This is a genomic window from Arthrobacter sp. K41 (genome assembly GCF_059089645.1).
On the sequence record NZ_JBNHEW010000008.1, the window covers coordinates 15,620 to 41,619 of the forward strand.

At 64.9% G+C, this 26,000-nt stretch carries 25 protein-coding genes; 19 read left to right on the forward strand and 6 right to left on the reverse strand.

Going from position 1 to position 26,000, the window contains the following annotated elements:
* Positions 1 to 2: 2 nt before the first annotated feature.
* Positions 3 to 1,451, reverse strand: coding sequence for a DUF3375 family protein (locus tag AC5RTE_RS15720; RefSeq protein ID WP_494042307.1), 1,449 nt, complete (start codon positions 1,449 to 1,451; stop codon positions 3 to 5).
* A 274-nt stretch (positions 1,452 to 1,725) separates the two neighbouring features.
* On the opposite strand from AC5RTE_RS15720, the gene AC5RTE_RS15725 reads away from it, so the two are divergent.
* From AC5RTE_RS15725 to AC5RTE_RS15735, 3 genes are all read left to right on the forward strand, one after another.
* Positions 1,726 to 1,983, forward strand: a complete 258-nt coding sequence (locus AC5RTE_RS15725) for a hypothetical protein (RefSeq protein WP_494042308.1) — start codon at positions 1,726 to 1,728, stop codon at positions 1,981 to 1,983.
* A gap of 58 nt (positions 1,984 to 2,041) precedes the next feature.
* The gene (locus AC5RTE_RS15730) at positions 2,042 to 4,063 is read left to right on the forward strand and encodes an acyl-CoA dehydrogenase family protein (RefSeq protein ID WP_494042309.1); all 2,022 of its coding nucleotides are present in this window, start codon (positions 2,042 to 2,044) and stop codon (positions 4,061 to 4,063) included.
* Between the two features lie 64 nt (positions 4,064 to 4,127).
* Complete coding sequence (locus AC5RTE_RS15735; RefSeq protein WP_494042310.1) at positions 4,128 to 4,961, forward strand: YrzE family protein; 834 nt, start codon at positions 4,128 to 4,130, stop codon at positions 4,959 to 4,961.
* Here the strand turns inward: AC5RTE_RS15735 and AC5RTE_RS15740 are convergent, their stop codons facing one another.
* The gene (locus tag AC5RTE_RS15740; RefSeq protein ID WP_494042311.1) at positions 4,962 to 5,360 is read right to left on the reverse strand and encodes a YchJ family protein; all 399 of its coding nucleotides are present in this window, start codon (positions 5,358 to 5,360) and stop codon (positions 4,962 to 4,964) included.
* Between the two features lie 162 nt (positions 5,361 to 5,522).
* Here AC5RTE_RS15740 and AC5RTE_RS15745 point away from each other — a divergent pair, with 162 nt between their 5' ends.
* From AC5RTE_RS15745 to AC5RTE_RS15765, 5 genes are all read left to right on the forward strand, one after another.
* Positions 5,523 to 6,203, forward strand: coding sequence for a hypothetical protein (locus AC5RTE_RS15745; RefSeq protein WP_494042312.1), 681 nt, complete (start codon positions 5,523 to 5,525; stop codon positions 6,201 to 6,203).
* A 27-nt stretch (positions 6,204 to 6,230) separates the two neighbouring features.
* Positions 6,231 to 7,235, forward strand: a complete 1,005-nt coding sequence (locus AC5RTE_RS15750; RefSeq protein ID WP_494042313.1) for an aldo/keto reductase family protein — start codon at positions 6,231 to 6,233, stop codon at positions 7,233 to 7,235.
* The gene (locus AC5RTE_RS15755; RefSeq protein ID WP_494042314.1) at positions 7,236 to 8,099 is read left to right on the forward strand and encodes an SDR family oxidoreductase; all 864 of its coding nucleotides are present in this window, start codon (positions 7,236 to 7,238) and stop codon (positions 8,097 to 8,099) included.
* Between the two features lie 108 nt (positions 8,100 to 8,207).
* Positions 8,208 to 9,335 (forward strand): sulfite oxidase, encoded by a 1,128-nt coding sequence (locus AC5RTE_RS15760; RefSeq protein WP_494042315.1) that lies wholly within the window; start codon positions 8,208 to 8,210, stop codon positions 9,333 to 9,335.
* Between the two features lie 40 nt (positions 9,336 to 9,375).
* Positions 9,376 to 9,756 carry an RNA-binding S4 domain-containing protein gene (locus AC5RTE_RS15765; RefSeq protein WP_494042316.1) on the forward strand — a complete coding sequence of 127 codons (381 nt, stop codon included), beginning with the start codon at positions 9,376 to 9,378 and terminating at the stop codon, positions 9,754 to 9,756.
* 25 nt (positions 9,757 to 9,781) lie between these two features.
* Here AC5RTE_RS15765 and AC5RTE_RS15770 read toward each other — a convergent pair whose 3' ends face one another.
* Positions 9,782 to 10,300, reverse strand: a complete 519-nt coding sequence (locus AC5RTE_RS15770; RefSeq protein ID WP_494042317.1) for a hypothetical protein — start codon at positions 10,298 to 10,300, stop codon at positions 9,782 to 9,784.
* Positions 10,301 to 10,344: 44 nt separating this feature from the next.
* Positions 10,345 to 11,043 carry a helix-turn-helix transcriptional regulator gene (locus AC5RTE_RS15775; RefSeq protein ID WP_494042318.1) on the reverse strand — a complete coding sequence of 233 codons (699 nt, stop codon included), beginning with the start codon at positions 11,041 to 11,043 and terminating at the stop codon, positions 10,345 to 10,347.
* Positions 11,044 to 11,116: 73 nt separating this feature from the next.
* Between AC5RTE_RS15775 and AC5RTE_RS15780 the strand changes: the two genes are divergently transcribed.
* The 8 genes from AC5RTE_RS15780 to AC5RTE_RS15815 all read left to right on the forward strand — a co-directional run bounded on the left by AC5RTE_RS15780 (position 11,117) and on the right by AC5RTE_RS15815 (position 19,974).
* Positions 11,117 to 11,857 (forward strand): alpha/beta fold hydrolase, encoded by a 741-nt coding sequence (locus AC5RTE_RS15780; RefSeq protein WP_494042319.1) that lies wholly within the window; start codon positions 11,117 to 11,119, stop codon positions 11,855 to 11,857.
* A 264-nt stretch (positions 11,858 to 12,121) separates the two neighbouring features.
* The gene (locus AC5RTE_RS15785; protein WP_494042320.1) at positions 12,122 to 12,739 is read left to right on the forward strand and encodes a uracil-DNA glycosylase family protein; all 618 of its coding nucleotides are present in this window, start codon (positions 12,122 to 12,124) and stop codon (positions 12,737 to 12,739) included.
* Positions 12,740 to 12,751: 12 nt separating this feature from the next.
* Positions 12,752 to 13,684 (forward strand): prenyltransferase/squalene oxidase repeat-containing protein, encoded by a 933-nt coding sequence (locus AC5RTE_RS15790; RefSeq protein WP_494042321.1) that lies wholly within the window; start codon positions 12,752 to 12,754, stop codon positions 13,682 to 13,684.
* A 230-nt stretch (positions 13,685 to 13,914) separates the two neighbouring features.
* Positions 13,915 to 15,027, forward strand: a complete 1,113-nt coding sequence (locus tag AC5RTE_RS15795; protein ID WP_494042322.1) for a thermonuclease family protein — start codon at positions 13,915 to 13,917, stop codon at positions 15,025 to 15,027.
* Between the two features lie 167 nt (positions 15,028 to 15,194).
* Positions 15,195 to 15,896 (forward strand): FadR/GntR family transcriptional regulator, encoded by a 702-nt coding sequence (locus AC5RTE_RS15800; RefSeq protein ID WP_494042323.1) that lies wholly within the window; start codon positions 15,195 to 15,197, stop codon positions 15,894 to 15,896.
* Between the two features lie 41 nt (positions 15,897 to 15,937).
* Complete coding sequence (locus AC5RTE_RS15805; RefSeq protein ID WP_494042324.1) at positions 15,938 to 17,005, forward strand: asparaginase; 1,068 nt, start codon at positions 15,938 to 15,940, stop codon at positions 17,003 to 17,005.
* Between the two features lie 7 nt (positions 17,006 to 17,012).
* On the forward strand, positions 17,013 to 18,428 hold the full coding sequence (locus tag AC5RTE_RS15810) for an aspartate ammonia-lyase (RefSeq protein ID WP_494042325.1): 1,416 nt from the start codon (positions 17,013 to 17,015) through the stop codon (positions 18,426 to 18,428).
* A gap of 34 nt (positions 18,429 to 18,462) precedes the next feature.
* Entirely contained in the window at positions 18,463 to 19,974 is a 1,512-nt protein-coding gene (locus tag AC5RTE_RS15815) for an amino acid permease (RefSeq protein ID WP_494042326.1), read from the forward strand.
* A gap of 86 nt (positions 19,975 to 20,060) precedes the next feature.
* Here the strand turns inward: AC5RTE_RS15815 and ggt are convergent, their stop codons facing one another.
* Complete coding sequence (ggt, locus tag AC5RTE_RS15820) at positions 20,061 to 21,890, reverse strand: gamma-glutamyltransferase (protein WP_494042327.1); 1,830 nt, start codon at positions 21,888 to 21,890, stop codon at positions 20,061 to 20,063.
* 230 nt (positions 21,891 to 22,120) lie between these two features.
* Between ggt and AC5RTE_RS15825 the strand changes: the two genes are divergently transcribed.
* The 3 genes from AC5RTE_RS15825 to AC5RTE_RS15835 all read left to right on the forward strand — a co-directional run bounded on the left by AC5RTE_RS15825 (position 22,121) and on the right by AC5RTE_RS15835 (position 25,365).
* Positions 22,121 to 22,609 (forward strand): universal stress protein, encoded by a 489-nt coding sequence (locus tag AC5RTE_RS15825; RefSeq protein ID WP_494042328.1) that lies wholly within the window; start codon positions 22,121 to 22,123, stop codon positions 22,607 to 22,609.
* 152 nt (positions 22,610 to 22,761) lie between these two features.
* The gene (locus AC5RTE_RS15830; protein WP_494042329.1) at positions 22,762 to 24,087 is read left to right on the forward strand and encodes an ATP-binding protein; all 1,326 of its coding nucleotides are present in this window, start codon (positions 22,762 to 22,764) and stop codon (positions 24,085 to 24,087) included.
* Between the two features lie 18 nt (positions 24,088 to 24,105).
* On the forward strand, positions 24,106 to 25,365 hold the full coding sequence (locus AC5RTE_RS15835; protein WP_494042330.1) for a low temperature requirement protein A: 1,260 nt from the start codon (positions 24,106 to 24,108) through the stop codon (positions 25,363 to 25,365).
* Here AC5RTE_RS15835 and AC5RTE_RS15840 read toward each other — a convergent pair.
* Entirely contained in the window at positions 25,343 to 25,996 is a 654-nt protein-coding gene (locus tag AC5RTE_RS15840; protein ID WP_494042331.1) for an HD domain-containing protein, read from the reverse strand. The genes AC5RTE_RS15835 and AC5RTE_RS15840 overlap by 23 nt on opposite strands.
* Positions 25,997 to 26,000 lie beyond the last annotated feature (4 nt).

Sequence of the window (26,000 nt, forward strand, 5' to 3'; positions counted from 1 at the left end):
CGTCAATCCTTTGGAAGCGTGACCAGCGGCAGGTAGGCCCTGCGCGTGGTGCCGTCTATCTGTTCGAAGTCCAGGGCCTCGAGTCCGTCCTTGTCGAAGCCTGCCCCGGCGTGCAGGGCGTGCGAGAGGAGCGCCCGGATGGTGTTGATGTGCTGTTCCTCGGGCGGCAGCTGCTGCCAGGCCTCGGAAAGGGTGGACGCGCCGGCCATGGCGGACCTGATGACCTCCGGCTTTGCCTTTCCGGTCCTCGGCGAGCGCACGCGGTCGGAGTCGCTGAAGGCGATGGGGTCGGCAAGTTTGGGCGGCGCCGCGAACTCGTCCGGGTCGAAGAGTTTCACCATGGACAGCGACTCGAACCCCGCGTTGAAGAGGACGGGCCCGGGGACCAGCCCGGGGCGTTCCCGCTCGTACGGAAGGGATCGGATGGCCTGTTCGGCTTCCCGCAGGACCTTCCGGAGCCGGACGGACTGGCGGAAATCGTCGCTCTGGACGTAAGTGTTGAGGCTTTCGCTGAGCTTGCCGTAAATCCGCTGGATCTGGCTGTGCTGCTGGCGGAGTTCCGCCACCAGGTTCTTCAGGGTTTCCCGGTCCTCCGGTGACAGGTCGTCCGCGAACTGCCGGCTGAGGACTTCTCCGATCGCCGTGCGGAACCTCAGCTGCTGCTGCGGGTCCTCCAGGAACGCCGCGAAGGAACGGAAAGTCCTGCCTTCAGGGCTCTGGCGGAGCCGCTTGTCGGCCTCCAGCACCTGCGCCATCGTGGCGCCCTTGGTCAGCGACTCCTCGATGATCTGGTTGCGCAGCCCGCCCACCAGTTCCTCGATCCGGTCACGCATCTTCTTGTAGTCGGCAGGCAGGCTGGCGGCGAGGTCCAGGATGTTTCCGGCAGCTTCCACCGCCTCGTCGTCATCCAGGAGGCCGTCGAACCCGCCGGAGCTGATGTCCTGGATCAGCTGCCGGCGCTCCTCGATCTCGTCCGCCAGGGACTCCAGGCGGGCGCTCTGGTCCGGGTTCGTTTCGTTGGCGAGCTTCTCGACGTCGCCCAGCAGCGTGCCAAGGCGCGATCCGTTGAGCGTGGACCTTTCGCTGGAGAGGCTGTCGAGGAAGGCGAGCACACGGGCCGCCGGCTCAGTGACTTCGTAGACGATCTGGCCCGATTGGTTCCGCCGCGTCAGGAACTGGCGCCGGGTCCACTCGTCGCCGAAGGCTTTCCCGTTGGCACCGCCTCCGAGCCCGGGCTCACGCCGGCGGAGCTCCTCAAGGAAGGAGTCGACGTCGGCGTGGAACTCCTCCAGCGGCAGCTGCGGCCGGGTGCGGGTGAAGGATGCCTGCAGAACCGCAATCACCCAGGGGGCGGAGCGGGTCAGGGCCCAGGCGGGCCCTTTTGTGAGAAGTTCGAGGTCCCGGAGCCGGGCGCTGATGGCATCAGCCGATGACCTGGCGGAGCGGGGCACACACTCTCCTTGGTCTGTTGGGGGGCTGGGGCAGGGGCTCCAAACGGAAAACTGCCAACAACAAGGTTAACGCAGCCGGCCGCGACCGCTCCGTGACCTACTTCGGCGTAGTGTTTCGATCCCATATCAAGAACCCGTTAAGCCTGCCGCGGCTCTGGCTGGGCAAGGCTGCTGCCCCTACGCTCGTGCTACTGATTTCAACCAGAGCAACGTCGCAGCAGGGGGACTTATGCAGTTCGATTTAAGCTCAGTGGAAACCGCTACCTTGGTATTCGTGGGCACATTGCTGTTCGCGTTCATCCTGGCCGCCTTTGTTCTTACGGCAGGACTGGTGGCGCTGGTGCTTTTGGGAGCGGGAAAGCTTGGCTGGACCGTGGTTTCCAAGTCACTCCTCGCCGTGGTCCACGGCATCAACGCTGCCTGGTACCGGCTGGTGGGGCGCGCTGCTGCGATGGACGCCGGCGGCGACTTTCAGGGGCAGCCTTCCCCTAGCACGGGATCCTACCCGCGGGTAATATTGGGAGACAGCTGAAGGGTTCTCCAACCCGGCGGACCTGGCTAAGAAAGCTATCCGGCCAAGGAGATACCCCATGAGCTCCGCCACTGACAGCCCCTCCAAAACCACCACCAGCCCGGCAACAGAAGCCCCGGCGGAGGAAACCCCGGTTCCGGCCGGCAAGATCGGTGCCGGCGTCACCGCGGACGAGGCCAGGGCGGTTGCCGAGGCCGCACGGGAAACCGGTTGGGATCGCCCGAGCTTCGCTAAAGGTCTCTACCTTGGCAGTTTCGACCTCAGCCTTGTCCACCCCTGGCCCTCCCCGGACCCTGCGGACGTGCAACGGGGCGAGGCCTTCATGGCTCGCCTGGTGGAATACGTGCGGACCATGGACGGGCGGATCATTGAACGCGAGGCCAGGATTCCTGACGAATATCTTCGGGGGCTGGCAGACCTTGGGGTTTTCGGGATGAAGATTCCCGAGGAGTACGGCGGCCTGGGGCTGTCGCTGGTGTACTACGGCAGGGCCTTGGCCCTGTTGGGCAGTGTCCACCCGAGCCTTGGCGCCCTTCTTTCCGCCCATCAGTCCATTGGCGTTCCCGAGCCGGTCAAGGTCTTTGGCACACCGGAGCAGAAGCGGGAGTACCTGCCGCGCTGCGCCGCCGGCGCGGTCACGGCGTTCCTCCTTACGGAACCGGATGTGGGAAGCGATCCTGCCCGCATGGGCAGCACGGCAACCCCGACAGACGATGGCGAGGCCTACCTTTTGGACGGCGTCAAGCTCTGGACCACGAACGGGGTGATCGCGGAACTGGTGGTGGTGATGGCCATGGTGCCCGCCCGCACGGACCCGGACGGCACCAAGCACAAGGGCGGCATCAGCGCGTTTGTGGTGGAGATGGACTCACCGGGCATCACGGTGGAAAACCGCAATGCGTTTATGGGCCTGCGGGGCATCGAGAACGGCGTCACCCGGTTCCACCAGGTGCGCGTCCCGGCTGCCAACAGGCTGGGGCGGGAGGGCCAGGGCCTGAAAATTGCCCTCACCACCCTGAATACGGGCCGGCTCTCCATTCCGGGCCTCTGCGTGGGCTCGGGCCGCTGGAGCCTCAAGATCGCACGGGAGTGGTCCAACGCCCGCACGCAGTGGGGCAGGCCTGTGGGTGAGCACGAGGCCGTGGGCAAGAAGATTGCTTTCATTGCCGCGTCGGCCTTCGCGCTGGACGCAGTCTTTGAGCTTTCTGCCGAGTTGGCCGACGCCGGCCAGAAGGACGTGCGGATTGAGGCTGCCCTTGCGAAGCTCTGGTCTACGGAGATCAGCTGCCGGATAGCGGACGAGCTGGTCCAGATTCGCGGCGGCCGTGGTTTTGAGACGGCTGAGTCCCTGGCGGCGCGCGGTGAGCGGGCGGTACCGGCCGAGCAGCAGCTGAGGGACCTGCGGATCAACAGGATTTTTGAGGGTTCCTCTGAGATCATGCGCCTGCTTATCGCCCGGGAAGCGGTGGATGCGCACCTGGCCGCCGCCGGCGACCTCGCGTCCCTGGACGCGAGCCTGTCCGACAAGGCGAGGGCCGCCGTCGGCGCTTCCGGCTTTTATGCCCGGTGGCTGCCCAAGCTGGTGGCCGGCGCCGGTATGGATCCGCGCTCGTACAGCGAGTTCGGGCGGCTGGCCAAGCACCTGCGGTTCGTGGAGCGCTCGTCCCGGCGCCTGGCCCGGCAGACCTTCTACGGCATGGGCCGGTGGCAGGCGAAGCTGGAACGCAAGCAGGCTTTCCTGGGCAGGGTGGTGGACATCGGTGCGGAACTGTTCGCCATGACGGCGTGCTGCTCGCGCGCGGAGATGCTGCTTCACACCGCCCCGGAAAAGGCAGCCAGTGCCTACGAACTCGCGGAGGCGTACTGCGAGCAGGCCCGTGTGCGCGTGGATGAGTACTTCGACCAGCTGTGGCGGAACACGGACGACGGCGACCACCGGCTGGCGCGGAAGGTCCTGGCCGGCGATTACACGTGGCTGGAGGTGGGCGTGGTGGACCAGTCGGAAGGCACCGGGCCGTGGATTGCGGACGCCTCGCCCGGGCCCTCGCAAAGGGAAAACCTGCACCGCAACTACCGCTGACGCCACTGGTCACAAAATAGTAAGCATCCTTGCTATCTCTGTTTCCCGATGGTTGAGTTGAGCCATGAGCAGCTCAACCGATCCAGAGAACCTGCCCCCACGACGCGCCCGCGAAGACGGCGAACGGAGCGGAAGCTACCGTGCCGCCGCGGCGGACGAGGATGCCACCCGCACCTATGATCGGGCGCCGGCAGCCGATGCCACGCCGACCGCCAGCTACGAGCGGGTACCGGACTCCGGGTCAACTGCCGCCTACGCAGAGCGGGACTACGTCCCCGCGGCTTCGGCACCTGCTGTTGATCCCGGCCTTACGGACCGGCACACCGCCGTCGCCAGGGAGAAGGAACGGTTCGGCGGCATCAAGGTGGGGTCGGCCTTCTTCGGCTGGCTCACGGCCACCGGCATGGCGGTGCTCCTGACGGCCCTCGTGGCAGCGGCGGGAACGGCCGTTGGCCTTGCCACCAACACGGACGTGAATGAGGCAGTAAACCAGGCAGCCTCGAACACGGGCACCGTTGGCCTGGTGGGCATCATCGTCCTGCTGGTGATCCTGTTCCTGTCCTATTACTGCGGCGGCTATGTGGCAGGGCGCATGGCGCGCTTCAACGGCGCCAAGCAGGGCCTCATGGTGTGGATCTGGGCGCTGATCGTGGCGGTCCTCGTCTCCATCCTGGGCCTCGTGGCGGGACAGCAGTTCAACGTGCTGGCCAACCTCAACAGCTTCCCCCGGATACCTGTCAATGAGGGCCAGTTGACCACCACCAGCATCATTGCCGCTGTCGTGGTGGCCCTTGTGGCACTGGCAGGAGCGATGCTGGGCGGCCTGGCAGGCATGCGGTTCCACCGCAAGGTGGACAAGGCCGGCTTCACCCCGGACGAGGACTACGACAACGCGTAGTCAGGCCAGGATCTTGCCGTCCACATAGAACCAGCGGCCGTTTTCGCGGGCAAACCGGCTGACTTCATGATGCGTGCCGCGTTCGGCACCGTGCCGGAACCAGGCCTTGAACTCCACCGTCCCCTGCACGTCGAGCGGGCCGCCGCGGCTGGTGGAGACGATATCCAGGCGGCGCCATTGCAGGTCCGGATCAAAGTCCAGGTTGGCAGGAGCCTCCGCCGGGTGCCAGGTCCGCAGCAGGTAGGCCCTGTCATGAAGCGCGAAGGCACTGTACCGGGAGCGCATCAGCTGCTCCGCCGTGGCTGCTTCCGCCTCCCCGCTATGGAACCGGCCGCAGCACGCGCCGTACGGCTCGCCGGACAGGCACATGCAGCTTTCCAGTCTCCGGTCTTCAGCCATGACCCGATGGTGTCATATCAGGTAACAGGTTTAAAACAACCCGGACGCGCCCCTCCGCCCGGCGGCACAGTGCAGTAAAAATCCGTATGGTGGAGAAGGAGCTGTTGCCTTGGCAGAGGGGCGCAGGTGCGGGCTTTGGGGCCGGCAGAGAGGAGAGTTGACGTGGATAATCCGGATACGCTCATCCTCAACCTGACCTTTTTAGGCACGGTGGGAGTAGCTTTCCTGATGTTCCTGATCCTCTTTCTGCTGGGCGTCATCACGCTGGTGCTTGCGGGAATAGGCAGACTCGCCGCCGTCATGCTGATGGCGTTGTTCGGCTGGCGCAGCAGCGGGGAAAGCAAGCGCCCGGCCCGGGATTGGCGTAGCGCGCTCAAGCCCGCGAACCTTCGCCCGGCGCTGCGCACCGCCGTCGTACGCCACCCGGGGGCGGCAGCCGCACGCCCCGACTCCCCCGTCCTTGCCGAGGACTGGGCTTCCGCTGTTGCGGAGGCGGACGCGAGGGCAATGGCCAGGGCGCGGGCGGCAGCACCGGAAATCAAGCTCTCAGTCCGCGACCTGCCCGATCCCCATGTACCTGCCGACCTGGTGGCGGAGGTTGCGCCGCTGGTGGAGTCGGCGCTGGAGGACCACCGGCCCGGCCGGGTGCCGCGGTCGTTTGAGAAGGCGCAGGCTTTGCGTCCGGCGGCCCCGCTGGACACCGGATCGCTGGTGTCGCTTTCCGGGAAGGCCCAGGCACAGGCCCTCACAGCAACCTCTTCCAATGACGGAGCCCCGGGAACCGCTGCCAAGGGCTCTTCTGCCAAAGCCGGCCCACATAGGGGTAAACAGCCCTTACCCTGAGCAACCATCTGGGTTAGCGTGAAACCCATGGAATTCAGATACCTCGGAAACAGCGGCTTCAAAGTCTCGGAAATTACCTTCGGCAACTGGCTGACCCACGGGTCCCAGGTGGAGAATGACGTCGCCTCCCAGTGCGTGAGGGCCGCCCTGGATGCCGGTATCAGCACCTTCGACACGGCGGACGTCTACGCCAACACGGCCGCGGAGACCGTTCTGGGTGGAGCCCTGAAGGGCGAGCGCCGTGAGTCCATAGAGGTCTTCACCAAGGTCTACGGCGCCACCGGCCCCAAGGGAAAGAATGATCTGGGCCTGTCCCGCAAGCACATCATGGAATCCATCAACGCGTCCCTGCGCAGGCTGCAGACGGACTACGTGGACCTGTACCAGGCCCACCGCTACGACTTTGAAACCCCGCTGGAAGAAACCATGCAGGCGTTTGCGGACATCGTTCGGCAGGGCAAAGCCCTGTACATCGGCGTCAGCGAATGGTCCGCTGACCAGCTGCGTGCCGGACATGCGCTTTCCAAGGAACTCGGTTTCCAGCTCATCTCCAACCAGCCGCAGTACTCCATGCTGTGGCGCGTGATCGAGGCCGAGGTTGTCCCCGCATCGGAGGAACTGGGCGTGTCCCAGATTGTCTGGTCCCCCATGGCCCAGGGCGTCCTCAGCGGCAAGTACCTGCCCGGCCAGCCCGCACCGGAAGGCAGCCGGGCCACGGACCAGAAGGGCGGCGCAAAGATGATCGAGCGCTGGATGCGGGATGACGTCCTTGCCGGGGTCCAGGAGCTCAAGCCCGTAGCGGAGGAAGCAGGGCTTTCCATGCCCCAGCTGGCCGTGGCCTGGGTGCTGCAGAACCCCAACGTGGCTTCGGCCATCATTGGTGCTTCCCGGCCGGAGCAGATCGCTGACAGTGTTGCGGCGGCTGGGGTGAAACTGGAACCGGAAGTCATGAAGAAGATTGACGACGCCATCGGCTCCCTGGCCGAACGTGATCCGGAGCAGACCAAGTCCCCGGCCAAGCGGGAACACTAGGTGGTGGGGTCCCTTCCGGAACTGCCGGATCTGGCCGTCACCGGTTCCACAGGCGGCCTGGGCGGAATGGTATCGCGGCAGCTTGCCGCCGCCGGATCCGCCCAGCGCCTCCTGGTCCGCGACGCCGGACGTGCACCTGAGCTGGAAAACGCTCCGGCACTGGTCTGCAGCTACTCGGATTCATCTGCTGCCCGCGCGGCCCTGGGAGGGGCCAGGGTCCTGTTCATGGTGTCCGCCGCAGAAACAGCGGACCGGTTGCAGCAGCACCGCAGTTTTGTGGACTCCGCGGCGGACGCCGGGGTGCAGCACATCGTGTACACGTCGTTTTACGGCGCGGCGCCGGATGCCACCTTCACGCTGGCCCGGGACCACTACGGCACCGAGCAGCACATCCGTGATTCGGGGATGGACTATACCTTCCTGCGCAACAATTTCTACCTTGATTTCCTGCCCCTTCTGGCGGACGGGGACGGCGTGGTGCGGGGGCCCGCCGGCGAGGGAGTGTTCTCCGGGGTTGCGCGGGAAGATTTAGCGCGCAGTGCCGTAGCGGTGCTGCGCGACCCCGCCATCCATAAGGGACAGACGTACAACCTGACAGGGCCTGAAGACCTCACACTGGCCGACGCTGCCCGGATCCTTACCGAGGGAACCGGCCGCACCATCACCTATCACCCGGAGACAGTGGAGGAAGCCTACGCCTCCCGCGCCTCCTACGGCGCGCCGCCCTGGCAGGTGGACGCGTGGGTCAGCACCTACACGGCGATGCGGGCAGGTGAACTGGCAGGGATTTCACCTGATGTCCACGGACTGACAGGCCAGGATCCGATCAGCCTGGCGGAGTTCCTGAAGCGGCCGCAGCTGTAGCGGAAAAGGGCACGCTTTTGACGTTGACGGGCTGGCGGGGCGGGCGTAAACCTGAGGCAGGGACCCCTTCAGCCCGCCAAGCCGAACCAGCCGCAAGGACGCAGCGCCATGAAGCAGATCTTCAGGAACCCCCAGCCCGCCCGTCCAGCTGAACAGCAGGGACCGCCTGGTTCCTTGACAACTGCGCCCACCACAGTCCCGCTTACCCGCGAGGAACTCCAGCTGGGCGCCCGCAACCACTCCATGCCCCTCGAGGCGCTCCGCCGCGACATCACTCCGCCGGGACTTCACTACGTCCTCACGCATTTCGACATCCCGTTCATCGACACCGCTGCCTGGCACCTGCGGATCAGCGGGGCTGTTGAACGTGCACTGGAATTGAGCATGGCGGCGCTGCGGAAGGACCCCGCCATCACCGTCCCGGTCACTTTGGAGTGCGCGGGCAATGGCCGCTCACTCCTGGAACCCAGGCCGCTCAGCCAGCCGTGGCTCCTGGAAGGAGTAGGCACAGCAGCCTGGACCGGGGTTCCGCTCGCGTACCTTCTGGGGAAAGCCGGGATCCTTCCGAGCGCCGTCGAGGTGGTGTTCACCGGGGCCGATGCCGGCATCCAGGGCGGCGTTACGCAGCGGTACGCGCGGAGCCTGCCGGTCCATGAAGCGATGCGTGCCGACGTCGTACTCGCATACAAGATGAACGGCACTGAGTTGCCGCCGCAGCATGGCTACCCGCTCCGGCTGGTGGTTCCAGGTTGGTACGGCATGACGAGCGTGAAGTGGCTGGAATCCATCGAGGTGGTCACGGCCCCCTTTGTGGGATACCAGCAGGCGGTGGCCTACCGTTACCAGGAGTCAGCGGACGACGCCGGGACGCCGGTAACGCGTATGAGGGTGCGTTCGTTGATGGTCCCGCCGGGCATCCCGGACTTCTTCACACGCCGACGGGTAGTACCGCCAGGTCCTGTAATGCTGCAGGGCCGGGCGTGGTCCGGGCATGCTGCGGTGACTGCGGTGGAAGTGGGCATCGACGGGAAGTGGCTGCCGGCCCACCTGGAGGAATCTGCGGGTGGATTCACCTGGCGGCGATGGACGCTGCCGTGGGTGGCTGACCCGGGCGAGCATGAACTGGCCTGCCGCGCCACCGACGCCAGCGGTGCCATCCAGCCCCTGTCGCAGAACTGGAACTACCAGGGACTCGGCAACAACATGGTGCAGCGCATCAACGTCCGGGTGGAGTAGCGGCTTGCGTACAGGCGCCGGGCTATACTCGGTGCCAGCCATGACCAGCCTTCCTTCCTCCCCCGCCAGTGTCCGCATCGATGCGTGGCTGTGGGCCATCCGGGCCTATAAGACGCGCTCTGCGGCTACGGCCGCGTGCCGTGCCGGCCACGTGAGGCTGAACGGCAGCCCAGCGAAGGCGTCAGCCACACTGGTCAGCGGTGACACGGTGACGGTCAGGATGCCGGGCTATGAACGCATCCTCGAAGTCCGCCGGCTGATCAACAAGCGCGTGGGTGCTGAAGCTGCATCGCACTGCTTCACGGACCACACTCCGCCGCGGCCTGTTGCTCCTGCTCTGGGCCTGCCGCAGCGCGATCGTGGTACTGGCCGGCCCACCAAGAAGGACCGCCGCGAGATGGAACGTCTTCGCGGCGCTTGACCGAGTCCGGCCCTTGTGACGCTGCTTAATTCCCGCCCCGGGCCCGGGCCCGGGCCCGGACGAGGTTCGCAAAAGGCAGCTGCCCGTACTCCTCAATAAAGGCTGTGTGGTAGTCCGCTTCAGCCTGGGCCAGGGCTGCGGCGGGCAGTTCCTTCCATGCGATCAGCAACTGCCCGGCGTCCCTGAGTTGCCAGACCAGCCGCCCGTCCCAATGCCCGGGCGGCTTTCCCTGCCCGAAGTCCAGGAACTCCTGGACCTGCCGCCGCAGGCCTCGGTTGCCTTTGCTGCCCGGGCCTGCTTTACCCAGGTAAAGCACGACGGCGGCATCCACCCACTCCGCCGCAAGGGCCGGCTGGGGCAGGGAAGGGTCCTTCTTCTTGAAGACCCCGGCTGTGCTTTTCGTCAGGAATTCCGGCTGGAACTCTTCGGGCTGCAGGACAGCGAAGACGCCGGTTCCCTGCGGAATCCGCATAACCTCCAGGTCGTTGAAGGGCCTGAAGCCTGCAAAGCCGTCGTCTCTCAGGCCCTTTCTGGTGAACTGCATCCCTACATTGAACAGCATCGCTTCGGCAGCGTTGATTGAGTGACTCACGCGCCCCGACCGTGCACCGGCCTGGCGTTAGCTGGCGGTTCTCCGACCTCGTGGATGGTATGGCCGCTGCAAGCAGTTTTGGTTACGCTTGCCCGCTCGATGCGTGACACTGTAAACCATCGCATTGCGTTGCGCAGCCGGCACCACCCCACCAGGTACCACTGGCCGTTCCTGGAGGCGAACAGTACTGGCTCAACGTCGCGGGTGGTCGTCCTTTCGTCTCCTGATGTGTAGCGGATGCGAAGCACTCGCTGCTCGGCCATCGCCTCCTCCAGTGCCGACTTCGTTGCGCGCGAAGACGAGGGCGGCGCGTTGACCCAGACACGGAGGGCCAGCTCATCGGCCCGTGCTCGAGTCTTGGGATCGAGTACGTCCAGGATCTTCTTGATTCCTGCAGCTGCCAGATCGGCGTACGGGGCATCGCGTGCAGCGGATACGGCTGCCATGAGCGCCACGGCCTGCGCCGGGGACAAGCTGACAGGCGGCAGGGACGCGCCTGCAAATAATCCGTAGCCACCGCCCGGACCAGGGCGGGACCATAGAGGTGCACCGCTGCTCTCCAGCGCATCGAGGTCCCTCTTAATGGTGCGCACTGACACCTCGAACTCTCGTGCCATCCGTTCGGCGGAAACCCCCCGCGCCCCGCTGCGGCCCAACAACTCTGTCAGAGCATGCAGCCGTTCGGCGCGCTTCACAATTCAGTCCCCGACAAATGCATGACCTAAATAGTGACACACCCTTGTCCGCAGTGCCTGCGAGGGTAATGGCATGACAACTACTACCGACAGTCCGACCATAATTCTCATCGCAGGCCACTGGCTGGGCGCATGGGCATGGGATGAAGTCCTTGAACACCTGACAACCGACCACGCTCGTGCAATCGCGATGACACTGCCCGGTCTCGACGCGGACGATCCCGGGCGTGCGGCGAAGACCCTCGACGATCAAGCCGCAGCAATCCTGGACGTCATCACCCAACTCGGGGCCTCGGCGGATCAGCCCGCAACTCTCGTCGCTCACAGCGGGGCGAACGCCCCCATCAGCCTCGTCCTTGACCGACACCCCGAACTTGTCCATCGAGTGGTGTGGGTCGACTCCGGCCCTGTGGCGACGGGAAGCACTTTCGCCCCACACCTCCCGGAGGAGTTGGAGGAGCTTCCACTGCCGTCCCTCGACATCCTCGCGCAGCAGGCGAGCCTCGAAGGCCTGAGCACAGAAGTCCTCGAGCGTTTTCAGGCCCGGGCCGTCCCCGAGCCCGGCCCCGTACTTCGTCAGCCCGTGGAGCTCACGAACGATGCCCGCCACAAAGTCCGGACCACCCTGGTGTGCTGCTCTATGCGGAGCGCGCAGGTGCTGGAGCTGGCCCGCACAGGCCATGCCATGTTTGCCGAAGTTGCTAACATCGAGCACCTCGACGTCGTTGACCTTCCGACGGGGCATTGGCCTATGTGGAGCCGCCCCCGCGACCTGGCCAAGGCCATTCAAACAGCGGCTTCCCGAACCCAATGAAGTGACCGGTGAAGCCGTCCGCTTCGACAATCTGCTGGTCTGACCTCACGACGTGTTCCCTCTGAAGTGAGTGGTGCAACTGCGTCAGGTCCTGATTTAGGCACCGTCAGCAGACCCCGATGCCAGTCGAACCTCTTCACAAAGAACGAGCCAACCAGGCTGAGGTTCCCTGACTGAGAAGTTTCCCTGCCCACCCCTCCGCCCAAAAGCGTAGAGTTGCCTAAGACGCCTGATTCTGGACGCCTTGCTGCTGAGGGAGAAATCGTGACGATTGACTGGGACGAAAAGAAAGCCCTGCTACAGGAACCGAACATCGCGAAGGTAACCCAGCTTTGCGACGAACTGATGGAAAAGAAGCCAGGCTCCACCGTCCCCTACATCGACCCGGTGCACGACGAAGATGAATGCCGGATCGTCAGCCTGCAGGTCAGCCCCGGAAAGGGCACCGAGTCAGGATTTGTCTCGCACTACAACGACGACGAAGCAGCACGACGGGCCACCCAGATTTACGAGCTCGCCGAGCTTGACCCCCGCTACGTGATGCCGTGGAACGCCTACCCCTGGGTCCGTGATCCCGGCATGCCGTCGGCCTTGAGCGTGCAGGAAAAGACGGACGGTTTGCGGCCCTTCCGCCAGTTCCTCAAAATCAACTCCCGGGTTTCCGCGATCATTGCCCACGGCACGGACGCGTCAACATTCCTCACCCTGTTCGAGAAGACCTACCACTCGTCGCTGAAGAACAGCGGCATCAAGGTGTACAAAGCCACCGCCCTGGGCGGGCGGGCGTTTGCCGTCTCCGAAGCCAAGCAGGAAGAACTGCTTGCCAAGAGCGTCGCAATCTACAAGGACGCCATGCAGAGGGCCGGCATTCAACACCTCTGACTGGTAATGCCAATGGATGTGCTGGCTTGGCTGCTCGATTCTGATCCCGCAATCCGCTGGCAGGTCCTGCGCGACCTCGCAGACGCTCCAGCCGAAGATTTTCAAGCCGAACGCGACCGGGTTGCGAACCACGGTTGGGGTGCCAGACTGCTCGCCCTGCAGGGCACGGACGGACAATGGGCCGGGGGCACCTATTGGCCAGCTCACGACGACGACCTTGACAACCAGCCCTGGACGGCCACCACCTACAGCCTGCTGCTCCTGCGCGACTTCGGCCTGGACCCCGCCAGCCCTGCGGCACGGCAAGCGATTGCGCTTGTCCGTGACAACAGCCGCTGGGAGGAAGGCAACCAGCCCTTTTTTGAGGGCGAAGTGGAGCCCTGCATCAATGGGATGACTGTCGCCCTCGGGGCATACTTCGGGGAAAAAGTTGACTCGGTGGTACAGCGGCTGACCCGCGAACAGTTGGCTGACGGCGGCTGGAATTGTGAGGCCGAGAGAGGGTCCACGCGCTCTTCCTTTCACACCACCATCTGCGTTCTGGAAGGGCTCCTGGAGCATGAGCGGGCCACCGGGGGAACACCGGAATCCCGGGAGGCCCGGCGCCGCGGCGAGGAGTACTTCCTGGAGCGCAAGTTACTCAGGCGGATTTCAACCGGTGAGCTCATCAACAGCACATGGCTGCAGTTCTCCTACCCCACCCGCTGGTACTACGACCTCCTTCGCGGGCTCGACTACTTCCGCGCAGCCGGCGGCACCCCTGATGAACGCCTCGAAGAGGCAGTTCAGATTGTTCAGTCGAAGAAGCAGCCAGATGGGAGCTGGTTGTTGGAAAACACCCACCAGGGCGAGGTCCACTTCGATCTGGAGGACGGTGACGGACAACCAAGCCGATGGAACACCCTCCGTGCCCTGCGGGTACTGCGGTGGTACGAGGGCACGTAACTGCCGCCCGTGGAGTGGCCCGGGAACCCGCTCCGGGGCCCTGACCATCCCTCAGGCACTGCTGGCCCTCTTATTAGTTGCAGGAGGAACAGAACTGCTTCGATCTTGACTTTCTCTTGAGTACATCTTGAGTTTGGATGGCCAGCATTTATAGAAAGCATTCAGGTTCGCCCGAGGATTAGTCCCTTCAGCTACGAAGACCTGGCGCAAGGTCCTATCGAAAGCAGTAGATGAAGAAACTGATAATCACCACATTGGCCACCACAGCTTTAGTGGCCGGCTCTGTTGCAGTTGGAGCAGCGGCAAATGAAGACTCGGGAACGGTGGTGAGAGTGGTTGACGGTGACACTTTGGTTGTCTCCATCAACAACGGGGACCACACTATCCGGCTTCTCAACGTGGACACTCCTGAGACCAAGGATCCGAATCAGCCGGTGGAATGCCTCGGGCCGCAGGCCTCGAAATACCTTGAAGAGGTGCTTCCCGAAGGCACCCAGGTACGGCTGGAGTTCGATGTTGAAAGGCACGACAAATTTGGCCGGACCCTTGCCGGCGTCTTCACTCCGGACGGGTCACTGGTGAATGCAGAAATTGCACGGGAAGGTTTGGGGATACCGGTGCAATTCGGCAACAACCGGAAGTTCCTGCCTCCAGTCGAGGCAGCCTATGAGGAAGCAAGGACTGCGGGGGCCGGCCTTTTCTCGGAGGACATCGACTGCACACTCCCTGCGCAGCTGGCTGCGACGACCCAGGCCCTGCAAGGGGCGGCTGAAACCGAATCAGCAGCAACTTCAGCGGCGGCCGGTGCTGCTGCGGCTGTACTCGTCACTGAGGTGGCCGCGGCGAAATCACTCAGGGCGGTTTTTGCTGCAACCAAGGACGCCAACAGGGCCGTCTACTGGGCCGGGCTTTCAGCCGCTGCTACAGCCACAGCCCTTTCCGCCCTGGACAGTAAGATCGCTGCGGGAGAGAAGAAAAGGGACGAGTTCAAGGCACAGCAGTCGACGCTGGCAGCTTCCGAAAAGAAGGCCGAAGAGGAACGCCTGGCGGCCGAAGCCCGCGTTGCCGCAGAAAAGAAGGCTGCAGAAGAACGTGCAGCGGCGGAAAAGAAGGCTGCCGACGAAGCGGCTGCCGCGGCCAAGGCAGCTGCGGAGGAAGCCGCCCGCCAGGCCGCCGCGGAAGCAGAGCGGCTCCGTAGGCTGCCGGCACCGGCGCCGTACGTGGCCCCGGTTCCCCAGCCGTATGTTCCGCCGGCTCCTGCCCCGTATGTACCACCGGCACCTTCCAAGTACACAGGTCCAAGATGTTACGCACCTGGCGGGAAGAGCTGGACCCCCTGCTAACCAATTGTCGGCAACGGGTCCGGGAGCGCTCCGCTCTCGGACCCGTTTTTGCTGGTGATGACCGGGTAGTCAAGCTGTTCGGCATCCTGCGCTCGATAGAGGACCGGGCACGCGTCAGCTGAAGCCCCGCATTGACAGCCGCTTGTGACGCCTGCCATATTTAAGGCGTGAACCTGTCAGACAGCCGGACAGCAGGACAGCCCGCTCCCCTCGCACGGCTTAGTGCCGCCGAAGCCGTCTTCAGCACCATCCGCAAGGACATCGAGTCGGAGCAGCTGGCGGTCGGCAGCAAACTCAGCTCCGAAGCAACCCTCTCCCAGCAGTACGGGGTCAGCCGCTCCGTCATCCGCGAAGCGCTCCGCTCCTGCACTGCCCTTGGCCTGACGGTTACCAAAACGGGCAAGGGGACCTTCGTCGTCGCCAACAAAGTAGCCAACGACCTCACGTTGGGCCAGTACTCAGCCCGGGACCTGACCGAAGCCCGCCCGCACATCGAGGTACCCGCAGCCGGTCTGGCCGCGGAACGCCGCAGCGACGAAGAGCTGGAGACACTCCGCAGCATTATCGCCGCCATGACCACCGAAACCGATCCGGAATCGTGGGTAATGCTGGACTCGAACTTCCATGCCACCATCGCCCGCGCAAGCGGCAACAAGGTGTTCGCCAGTGTTGTGGCTGACATTCGCGGCGCCCTGGCCCACCAGTCCGAAACCCTGAACATGGTGGCGGACCGGCAGCACGCCTCAGACCTCGAACACCAGGAAATTCTGGCCGCCATCGAGGCAGGCTCACCGGAAGCCGCGAGTAAAGCCATGGCCCAGCACCTGCACGCCGTCGGCCTCGCCCTCGACTCCATCCTGAACAACTAACGTCCGCAAACCGAACACGCCACACCACACACAAGGACCCCATGCCATCCCCTGCACTTTCTGCTGCCCACACTGCTGCAATGCTCCCGCAGCACGCCCCCCTGGTCACCGCCATCCGCGACGGCCTGGTGGAGAGCGTGCACTACGGGTCAGCCATCGCCGTTGCAGCAGACGGCGCAATTGTGGCGTCAGCAGGTGACCTGTTGGCCCCGTTCTACCCCCGATCCTCCCTTAAGCCGCTGCAGGCCGTGGCTATGGTCCGCGCCGGCCTGGAGTTGCCCGCCGATCTCCTTGCCCTGGCAGCGGCAAGCCACTCCGGCGCTGCAAAGCACCGCGAGGGAACACTGCGCATCCTCGACCTGCACGGGCTGACCGTTACGGCCTTCGAAAACAGCACCGACCTCCCCTATGGCGCCGGCGAGCGCGAGGAATGGCTGCGCAGCGGGGGTGCGGCCACGCAACTGACGCAGAACTGCTCCGGCAAGCACGCCGCCATGGCCGCCACCTGTGTGATCAACGGCTGGCCCGTCCAGGGTTACCTTGATCCCTCGCACCCGTTGCAGCAGCTGGTCGCCACAACGGTGAAGGAGCTGACGGATGAGGAACCGGTCACTGTAAGCACCGACGGCTGCGGCACCCCGCTGTTTGCCCTCACCCTGCCGGGCATGGCCCGCGCCTTCGGCCTCCTTGCCCGCGCGGCCGCGGGCAGTGGTGCGCACGACGTCGGCGGGCAGGCTCCGCGAAGTGCGGAAGCCGCCGTCGGACTCGCCATGCAGCAGCACCCGGACATGGTGGCCGGTGAAGGCCGCGACGTGACCGGCTTGATGCGCCTGCTCCCGGGCTCCGTAGCCAAGGACGGCTTCGAAGGCGTGCAGCTGGTAGGCCTGGCCGATGGGAGTGCCGTGGCTGTCAAGATTTCCGACGGCGGCGACCGTGCCCGGATGCCGGCCACCGTCAGGCTTCTCGAGGCCCTGGGTGTTGACACCGCACCGCTCGCCGGCATCGCAACCGCCCCGGTACTGGGCGGCGGCCAGCAGGTAGGCCTGCTGCAGGCTACCGACTTCCTTCCCCAAACTGCCCTGTCCGTACCCGCCAACGAAGCCCTGTAAGGACCCCATGACAATCGCCGACACCACCTCAGCAGTCCGCTCTGAACATGACCTGCTCGGAGACCGGGACGTCCCCGCCAACGCCTATTGGGGTGTCCACACCCTGCGGGCAGTGGAAAACTTCCCCATCACCGGCCAGAAGCTCTCCTCCAACATGCACCTGGTCCGTGGCCTGGCAGCAGTAAAACTGGCCGCGGCCAGGACCAACCGAGAACTCGGACTGCTGGACGCCGAACGCTCGGACGCCATCGAGCAGGCCTGCAAGGACATCCTGGCCGGCCGGCTTGCCGACCAGTTCGTCGTGGACGTCATCCAGGGCGGCGCCGGAACGTCGTCGAACATGAATGCCAACGAGGTGATCGCCAACCGTGCCCTGGAAATCCTGGGGCACCCCAAGGGCGACTACAAGCGTTTGCACCCCAACGACCACGTAAACCTGTCTCAGTCCACCAACGACGTGTACCCCACCGCCGTCAAGCTGGGCACCATCTTCGCCGCCCGGGAACTGCTGGACGCCCTGGCTGAACTGGAGGAAGCGTGCGCGGCAAAGGCGCTGGAGTTCCGCGCGGTGGTCAAGATGGGGCGCACGCAGCTGCAGGATGCCGTCCCCATGACACTGGGCCAGGAATTCGGAACCTACGCCATCACCATCGGGGAGGACAGGCTCCGCCTTGCCGAGGCCGACCTGCTGATCCACGAAATCAACCTCGGTGCCACGGCCATCGGCACAAGCCTCAACGCCCCGGCCGGCTACACCGCAGCGGCCTGCCGGCACCTGGCAGAAATCACCGGCCTGCCACTGGTCACCGCCCCGGACCTCATTGAAGCCACCCAGGACGTGGGCGCCTTCGTCCACCTCTCAGGGGTGTTGAAGCGCGTCGCCGTGAAGCTCTCCAAAATCTGCAACGATCTCCGGCTGCTCTCGTCTGGTCCGCGCGCCGGCTTCGGCGAGATCAACCTGCCGGCTGTCCAGTCCGGCTCCTCCATCATGCCCGGTAAGATCAACCCGGTGATCCCGGAAGTGGTCTCCCAGGTGGCCTATGAGGTGATTGGCAATGACGTCACCATCACCATGGCCGCCGAAGCCGGGCAGCTCCAGCTCAACGCCTTCGAACCGGTCATTGTCCACAGCCTCCACAAAAGCATTTCCCACCTGGAAGCGGCTTGCCGCACCCTCACGGCGCGCTGCATCCGGGGTATCACCGCCAACACCGAACACCTCCGCCGCACGGTGGAGCAGTCCATCGGCCTGGTCACGGCCCTCAATCCCCATCTGGGCTACGCCACCGCCACCGCCATCGCGCAGGAAGCACTGGCCACCGGCAAGGGCGTCGCCGAGCTTGTCCTCGAGCATGGACTCCTCACGAGCACCCAACTCCAGGAACTCCTCAGCCCCGAACGCCTCGCCAACCTCAGCAAATAGTCCCCACCTCCCCGGACCCCCAAAAGGACTCCCCATGACAAACTCCCCCATTACGGACCACACGGTCCCGCCCCAGGCGCATGCCACCGAGGCTGCACTGCACGCCGAGGACAAGGGCTACCACAAGAACCTCAAGCCGCGGCAGATCCAGATGATCGCCATCGGCGGCGCGATCGGCACCGGGCTCTTCCTCGGCGCCGGCGGCCGCCTCAACGCCGCGGGCCCCTCCCTGGTCATCGCCTACGCCGTGTGCGGCTTCTTCGCGTTCCTGATCCTTCGGGCCCTGGGCGAACTGGTGCTGCACCGGCCGTCCTCGGGCTCCTTCGTCTCCTACGCCCGCGAATTCTTCGGCGAAAAGGCCGCGTTTGTTTCCGGCTGGTTCTACTGGATCAACTGGGCCACCACCACCATCGTGGACATCACCGCCGCCGCGCTGTACATGAACTTCTTCGGCAACTACATCCCCTGGATGGCAGCAGTCCCGCAGTGGGCCTGGGCCCTGATCGCCCTCGTGGTGGTCCTGGCACTGAACCTGGTCTCGGTGAAGGTCTTCGGCGAAATGGAATTCTGGTTCGCCCTGATCAAGGTCGCCGCCCTGGTGGTCTTCCTCATCGTCGGCACCTACTTCGTCATCTTCGGCACCCCCGTGGACGGCCAGCAGGTGGGCCTCAGCCTCATCTCGGACAACGGCGGCGTCTTCCCCAACGGCCTGCTCCCCATGATCATCCTCATGCAGGGCGTGCTGTTCGCCTACGCCTCCATTGAGCTCGTGGGCACCGCGGCCGGCGAAACCGAAAACCCGGAAAAGATCATGCCCAAGGCCATCAACTCCGTGGTCTTCCGCATCGCCGTGTTTTACGTCGGCTCCGTCATCCTGCTGGCCCTGCTCCTGCCCTACACCTCCTACGAAAAGGGCGTCAGCCCGTTCGTGACGTTCTTCGGCTCCATCGGCATCCAGGGCGTGGACGTCATCATGAACCTCGTGGTCCTCACCGCTGCCTTGTCTTCCCTCAACGCCGGCCTGTACTCCACCGGCCGCATCCTGCGCTCCATGTCCGTCAACGGCTCCGCCCCCAAGTTCGCCTCCCGCATGAACAAGGCAGGCGTACCGTATGGCGGCATCGCCATTACCGCAGGCGTGTCCCTGCTGGGTGTCCCCCTGAACTACCTCGTGCCCGCCGACGCCTTCGAAATCGTCCTCAACGTGGCCTCTGTAGGCATCATCATGACCTGGGCAACCATCGTGCTGTGCCAGATCCAGCTCCAGCGCTGGGCGAACAAGGGTTGGCTCAAGCGCCCCTCGTTCCGGATGTTCGGCGCCCCGTACACCGGCTACCTCTCGCTGCTCTTCCTGGCAGGTGTGCTGGTCATGGTGTTCATCGATTCCCCGCTGACCATGCTCGTCACGGCCATCGCCTCGGTTCTGATGGTCTTCGGCTGGTACGCCTGCCGCAAACGCATCCACGAAATCGCTGAAACCCGCCAAGGCTTCACCGGGATCTCCCCCGTGGTCGCCAACCCGCCGGCGGACACCTTCAAGAAATAGCCCCGCATTCAGCGCACGACGGCGGCACCCGGGTTCTGGAGCTACAGAACCCGGGTGCCGCCGTCGTTAACTGTTCAGTGGCGGGGCTAGCGCGACGGTTTCACCACCATCGCTGATCCGCCTCCGCGCCGTACCGGCTCAGCGGCCGCGACAGTACGCCCGTCCGGCAGGAATTCAATGGCGGTGGCAGCGCCGAGCTCAGCAACTGAGCTGAAGGCGGGATGTCCGTACTCTTTGAGCTGGACCTCGTAGGCTGCAATGAACGCCGGTTCCGCCTGCGGCGTTGCCGAATTCCGCTGGGAGGCACGGGGTGCGGCGAGCGCGTCAGAGATGCTCATGCCGAGGTCGATCCGGTTGATGAGCGTCTGCAGCACGGTGGTGATAATCGTTGCGCCGCCCGGCGAGCCGAGCGCCACGAACGGCTTGCCGTCCTTCAGCACGATGGTTGGCGACATGGACGAGCGGGGCCGCTTGCCCGGCTCGATACGGTTCGCATCCGTGGGGCCGGCGGGGACGTTAAAGTCCGTCAGTTCATTGTTCAGGATGAAGCCGCGACCGGGGACTACGATGCCGGAGCCGCCGGTCTGCTCGATGGTCAGGGTGTACTCCACCACGTTGCCCCACTTGTCCGAGACGGTGAGGTTGGTGGTTGACAGCCTCTCAGTATCAGTTGGGTTGCTCTGTGCAGCGGCCGGCAGATCGCACACACCATTGTAGGAAGATACGTCACCGGCCGGCACTGGCTTCGGCGCCGCCTTCAGCGGATCAATCTCGCAGGCCCGTTCCTTGCCGAAGACCGGGTTGAGGAGTTCTTCCGTAGGAACGACCACGAAAGCAGGATCGCCAACATACTTGCCGCGATCGGCAAAAGCGAGGGCGCTGGCTTCAAGGTAATGGTGCAGGACCTTTGGCTTGTCATTGGCAAGAGCGGGAAGGTCGAACACCTCCAAAATGTTCAACGCCTCCCCGACCGTGGTGCCGCCACTGCTGGAAGGTGCCATGCCGTAAACGTCATAGCCGCGGTAGTTCACGTGGGTGGGGTCCTGGTCCAGGGCCTCGTAGTCATCCAGGTCTTCGGTGGTCATGACGCCGGCAGGTCCGGGCAAGGTATTCGGATCCGGGTTTGTCGGTGCGTTCCGGACGGTGGAAACGATCTCCTCGGCGATGGCTCCCTCGTAGAACGCATCCATGCCCTCCCGGGCCAAAAGCCGGTACGACTCCGCCAGACCGTGGTTCTTCAGGATGCTCCCCACGGCAGGCGCATCGTTGTTAGGCCCCGGAAGGAAAAGCTCCCGGGTGGCTGCAAAGGGCAGGAAGCGGTCCCTGTTTTCAAGCGTCTGCTGCCGGAAGGTCTCGTCCACGACAAAGCCCCGCTGCGCCACATGAATTGCAGGCTTCAGCACTTCCCTCAGGCTCAGGCTCCCCCAACGGTCCAAAGCCCGCTCCCAGGTTGCCGGAGTGCCCGGTACCCCCACCGAGATCCCGCTGGTTGCCTGCTTGGCGAATGGGTACGGCTCGGTGCTGCCAGGTTTGAGGAAGGCATCTGCGGGCATGGCGGCCGGCGCCGTCTCGCGGCCGTCAATGGTGCGGACCTTGCCCCTCTTCGCATCGTAGAACACGAAGTAGCCACCACCGCCGATGCCGGCGCTGTAGGGCTCGGTGACGCCCAGGGTGGCGGCTGCGGCCACGGCGGCGTCGACGGCGTTGCCACCCTTCCGGAGGACTTCTATGGCCGCGGCGGAGGCGTCAGGATCAACGGTGCTGACCGCGCCGCCGTACCCCGTGGCCGTCGGGGTCTTTTGGATGTCACCAGCCTGCTGCGGGTGGGCAGCAGCGGGGCTGGCCAACGCTCCTGTGGTCACGCTCATTGCCAGTGCCGCCGTCATGGCTGCAAGCCGGCGTCCCAGATGTGGCATGGTTGCTCCTGAAGGGGTTGGAAGTGATGTGGGTCACGCTACTCCTAGGGCAGGGGACACTCAACGGCTGCTGCTACCCCCTGTTTGGCGTTCAATTACCTGCACGCACCCCGGCTGCAATACCCCCTTGACGGCCACCCGGGTCAGGTCTACCCTCAGCCGCATCCCGCCGTTTAAGCGGCGGGACTTCGGGCGCCGCCTTTGGCGGCCATCCGTCGAGGAGGACCGTGATGAACGACCCTGAAGCAAAAATAGTTGTGGGGGTGGACGGCTCAGATTCCTCGGTGCAGGCCCTGCGTTTGGCGGCCCGGCTGGCTCCGGCGCTGAACGCACGGATCCACGCCATGGCCTGCTGGGATTTCCCCCAGATCTACGCCGGCTACGTGCCGCCGGACTTTGAGGCCTTTCAGGCAGCCGCGGCGCACACCTTGACCGAGGCGCTCGGAAAAGCGTTCGGGCCGGAACTCCCAACGAACATCAGCCAGGAAGTGGTCCGCGGCTCCGCGCCGGCCCAACTCGTCGAAGCCGGCACGGACGCCGCCATGCTGGTGGTGGGCCGCCGCGGGCACGGCGGCTTCATTGGCATGCACCTTGGCTCTGTCAGCTCCGCGTGCGTCTCACACGCTGCCTGCCCGGTCCTGGTAGTGCACGCCGACGGCAGCCATCGCCCCCACCATCTCTGGCGTGGCTCCAAGGACAAGAAGGCTGCGAAGCTGTAGGACCCGAGCCCGCGGCGTAACGCAACGCTCCCGCATCTCCCGGTTGGAAGCCGATCTCCTATGCTCAGCTGAGTGCCACTTGGTGCCCGCGCCGGGTAAGGGTGGCGTGCGTGCACTCAGCAGTTCAACGACGAACCACACCGGGAGACGGTATGACCAACTGGCGGATCAGGGACTTCCACTCAGCGGACCTCGACGGGATCCTGCACCTCTGGGAAACCCTCAAGTCCCACAATGTCGAACCGGTGTACGCACTCTCCGAAGTCCTGGCCTCGTGCGAGAAGGACCACGCCGTGGTGGCGGTGCAGGGTGACCAGGTGGTGGGCGCCGCCGTCGGACGCGCCGCGCACGACCAGGGCTGGATCGTTTTCCTCGCCACCCTCCCCGAATACCGCGGCCGCGGCATCGGCACCTCGCTGCTCGCCGCCGTCGAGAACCGCATGGCACCGCACGGACTTAACAAGCTCTCCGCGCTGATGCCGGAATCCGAAACCCGCGTGGAGGCCTTCCTGAGCCGCGGCTTCGCGTTGAAGAAAAACCTGCGCTACTTCGAGCGGACCATCCCCGTCCAGCGCCAGGAACTCGGCGCGCTGGGCCAGCTGGGCGGCCGCGTCCTGGCCCGGGACCTGTGGGAGAACGTGGCCGGCATGCGGAAGGAAAAGGAACTGCTGGAGCGCCGCCTGGTGCTTCCGTTGGCCGAGGCCGACCTCGCCGACGAGTTCGGTGTCGTCCCACCGCGCGCCGTCGTCCTCTTCGGCCCGCCCGGCACCGGCAAAACCACCTTCGCCAAAGCCATCGCCTCCCGCCTCGAGTGGCCCTTCGTCGAAGTGTTCCCGTCCCGGCTGGCCGCGGACCCGCAGGGCCTGGCAGGCGCGCTCCGCGAAACCTTCCTTGAAATCGCCGAGCTGGAGCATGCAGTGGTGTTCATCGACGAGGTGGAGGAGATCGCTTCCCAGCGATCCGGGGAGCCGCCGTCTCCCCTGCAGGGCGTCACAAACGAGCTGCTCAAGATCATCCCGGCCTTCCGCGAACAGCCCGGCCGGCTGCTGGTCTGCGCCACGAACTTCATCCGCGCCCTGGACTCCGCCTTCCTGCGGCACGGCCGCTTTGACTACGTCATCCCCATCGGGCTGCCCGACCGGCAGGCCCGCGAAGCCATGTGGCAACGCTTCATCCCCGCACTTGTGGTGGACGCCGTGGACGTGGACCTGCTCGTGGAGCGCACCGCGGGCTTCTCCCCCGCCGACATTGAGTATGCCGCCCGCAGCGCCTCCCAGCGCGCGCTGGAAAACGTTGTTTACGGCAGGGACGGCGACGGCGGTCCCGCTTCCGGCGGCACCACGTCGCTCCGTGATGCCGTACGGAAGGGGCCCTCCACGCAGGACTACCTGGACGCAATTTCCGAAACCCGCACCACAGTCAGCACCGAAGTGCACCAGGAGTTCCTGGAGGACATCGACGCACTGGGCCGCGTGTAAGCCAGTAATCTTTGACTCATGTCCTCCAATCCCCTTCGGCATGCCATGGCGCGGATGGGCGGCCGCGATCCGCATGAAAAGCACCGTGCCGCCACGCCGCTTGAACTCTTCTTCGACCTGACCTTCGTCATTGCCTTCAGCGTGGCGGGAAGCCAGTTCGCGCATGAGATCGCGGAGGCGCACTTCATCCCCGGCCTGCTGGGCTTCTTCTTCGCGATGTTCGCCGTGAACTGGGCCTGGATCAACTTCACCTGGTTCGCCAGCGCCTACGACACCGACGACTGGATCTTCCGGGTAGTTACCATGATCCAGATCGTGGGAGTCCTGATCCTCGCCATGGGAATTGAACCGATGTTCCATTCACTGGTGGAGGGGGACCACGTTGATAACGCGGTGATTGTGGGCGGCTACGTGCTCATGCGGTTGGCCCTGGTCTCCCAGTGGCTGCGGGCAGCCCGGCAGGATCCCGCGCGCCGCGGGACGTGCCTGCGCTACGCCCGGTACCTCGCGCTCGTGCAGCTCGGATGGATTGCGGTACTGATCATCGAAGCCGATGTTCCCACCACGTTCGCCATGATTGTGCCCTTGATGGCGCTGGAAATGGCGACACCCTATGCCGCCGAGCGGAAAGCCAGGACGCCGTGGCACGCACACCATATTGCCGAGCGGTACGGGTTGCTGGCCATCATCGCCTTGGGGGAATGCCTCATCGGTGCCATCGAAACCCTGCGCGCCATCGTTGCCAACCACGGCTGGAGCCTGGACGCGGCGTTGGTGGGCTTCGGCGGAACAGCCCTGGCATTCGCCATGTGGTGGATCTACTTCATGCTGCCCTCCGGCCGGGCGCTGCACGTGCGCCAGCACCGGTCGTTCCTCTTCGGCTACGGCCATATCCCCATCTTCGCCGCCATTGCGGCCACGGGAGCAGGCCTGCACGTGGCCGCCTACTACATCGACCATGAGGCACACGTCAGTGCCGCAGTGGCCGTAGCCAGCATTGCGGTTCCGGTGGGACTGTTCAAGGGCTCCCTGACCTGGCTGTACAGCGTCATGGTTGGCCGGGACAGGACTGTTATTACCGTGGCCGGCGTGGTCCTGATGGCGCTGGCGGCCGCGGTGGGACTGGCAGCGGCCGGAGTGTCGGTCCCGGTGTGCCTGCTGGTGATTGTGCTTGCACTTGGCGCTTCCATTGTCGTTGACGAGCGACGCGGCTCGGACCGCCTGCATCACGCCCTGGAGAAGCTGGAGGCGGAGACTACCGTTCCCCGCCCGTCCTAGCGTCCAATGCCGTCCCGCCCGCGCCATCCGGCTCCCCGTAGGACAGGTTTTCGTAATCGGTGGTGTCTTCCTCATCCAGCTGGTCGTCCAACTCCTGCAGCAGCCACGGGTTCACCCGGGCCAGGATCTTCCGTACTTCCTCCACCTCGACGGCGGCATACAGCACAGGACGTGCCTCGCGGTACTTGGTGACGGGCGGTTTGTCCGGCCATTTCTCAGCCAGCGCCTTGACCCTCTCAGGCAGTGAGTTGTGCGCGTTGTCCGCAATCTTGACCAAGGCTGCGTCGTGGTCCTCGGCGATTTCCCGAATACCGGCCTGATAATCGTCCGGGTTGCTGTGGAGCCGGTTGGTAACGCGTTCAATGATCTCCACGGCCCGCTCCGAGACCCCCATATCCAGCAGCGCCTGGCGGGTGATGGGAGTGTCCTCCGCGATATCGTGCAGGTATCCGGCGATCCTGATGTCTTCGTCGAAATCGGCGAGGGCGTCACCAACGGCGAGGACATGCTCACGGTACGGACGCTTCAGTTTGTCCTTTTGCCGGTTGTGGGCCACCTCGGCAAGGACCTTTGCAGTCTCTACCGTGAATTTGGGCGCCGGGCTCTGCTCCGCGGCCTGCTGGTCTGACATGTTC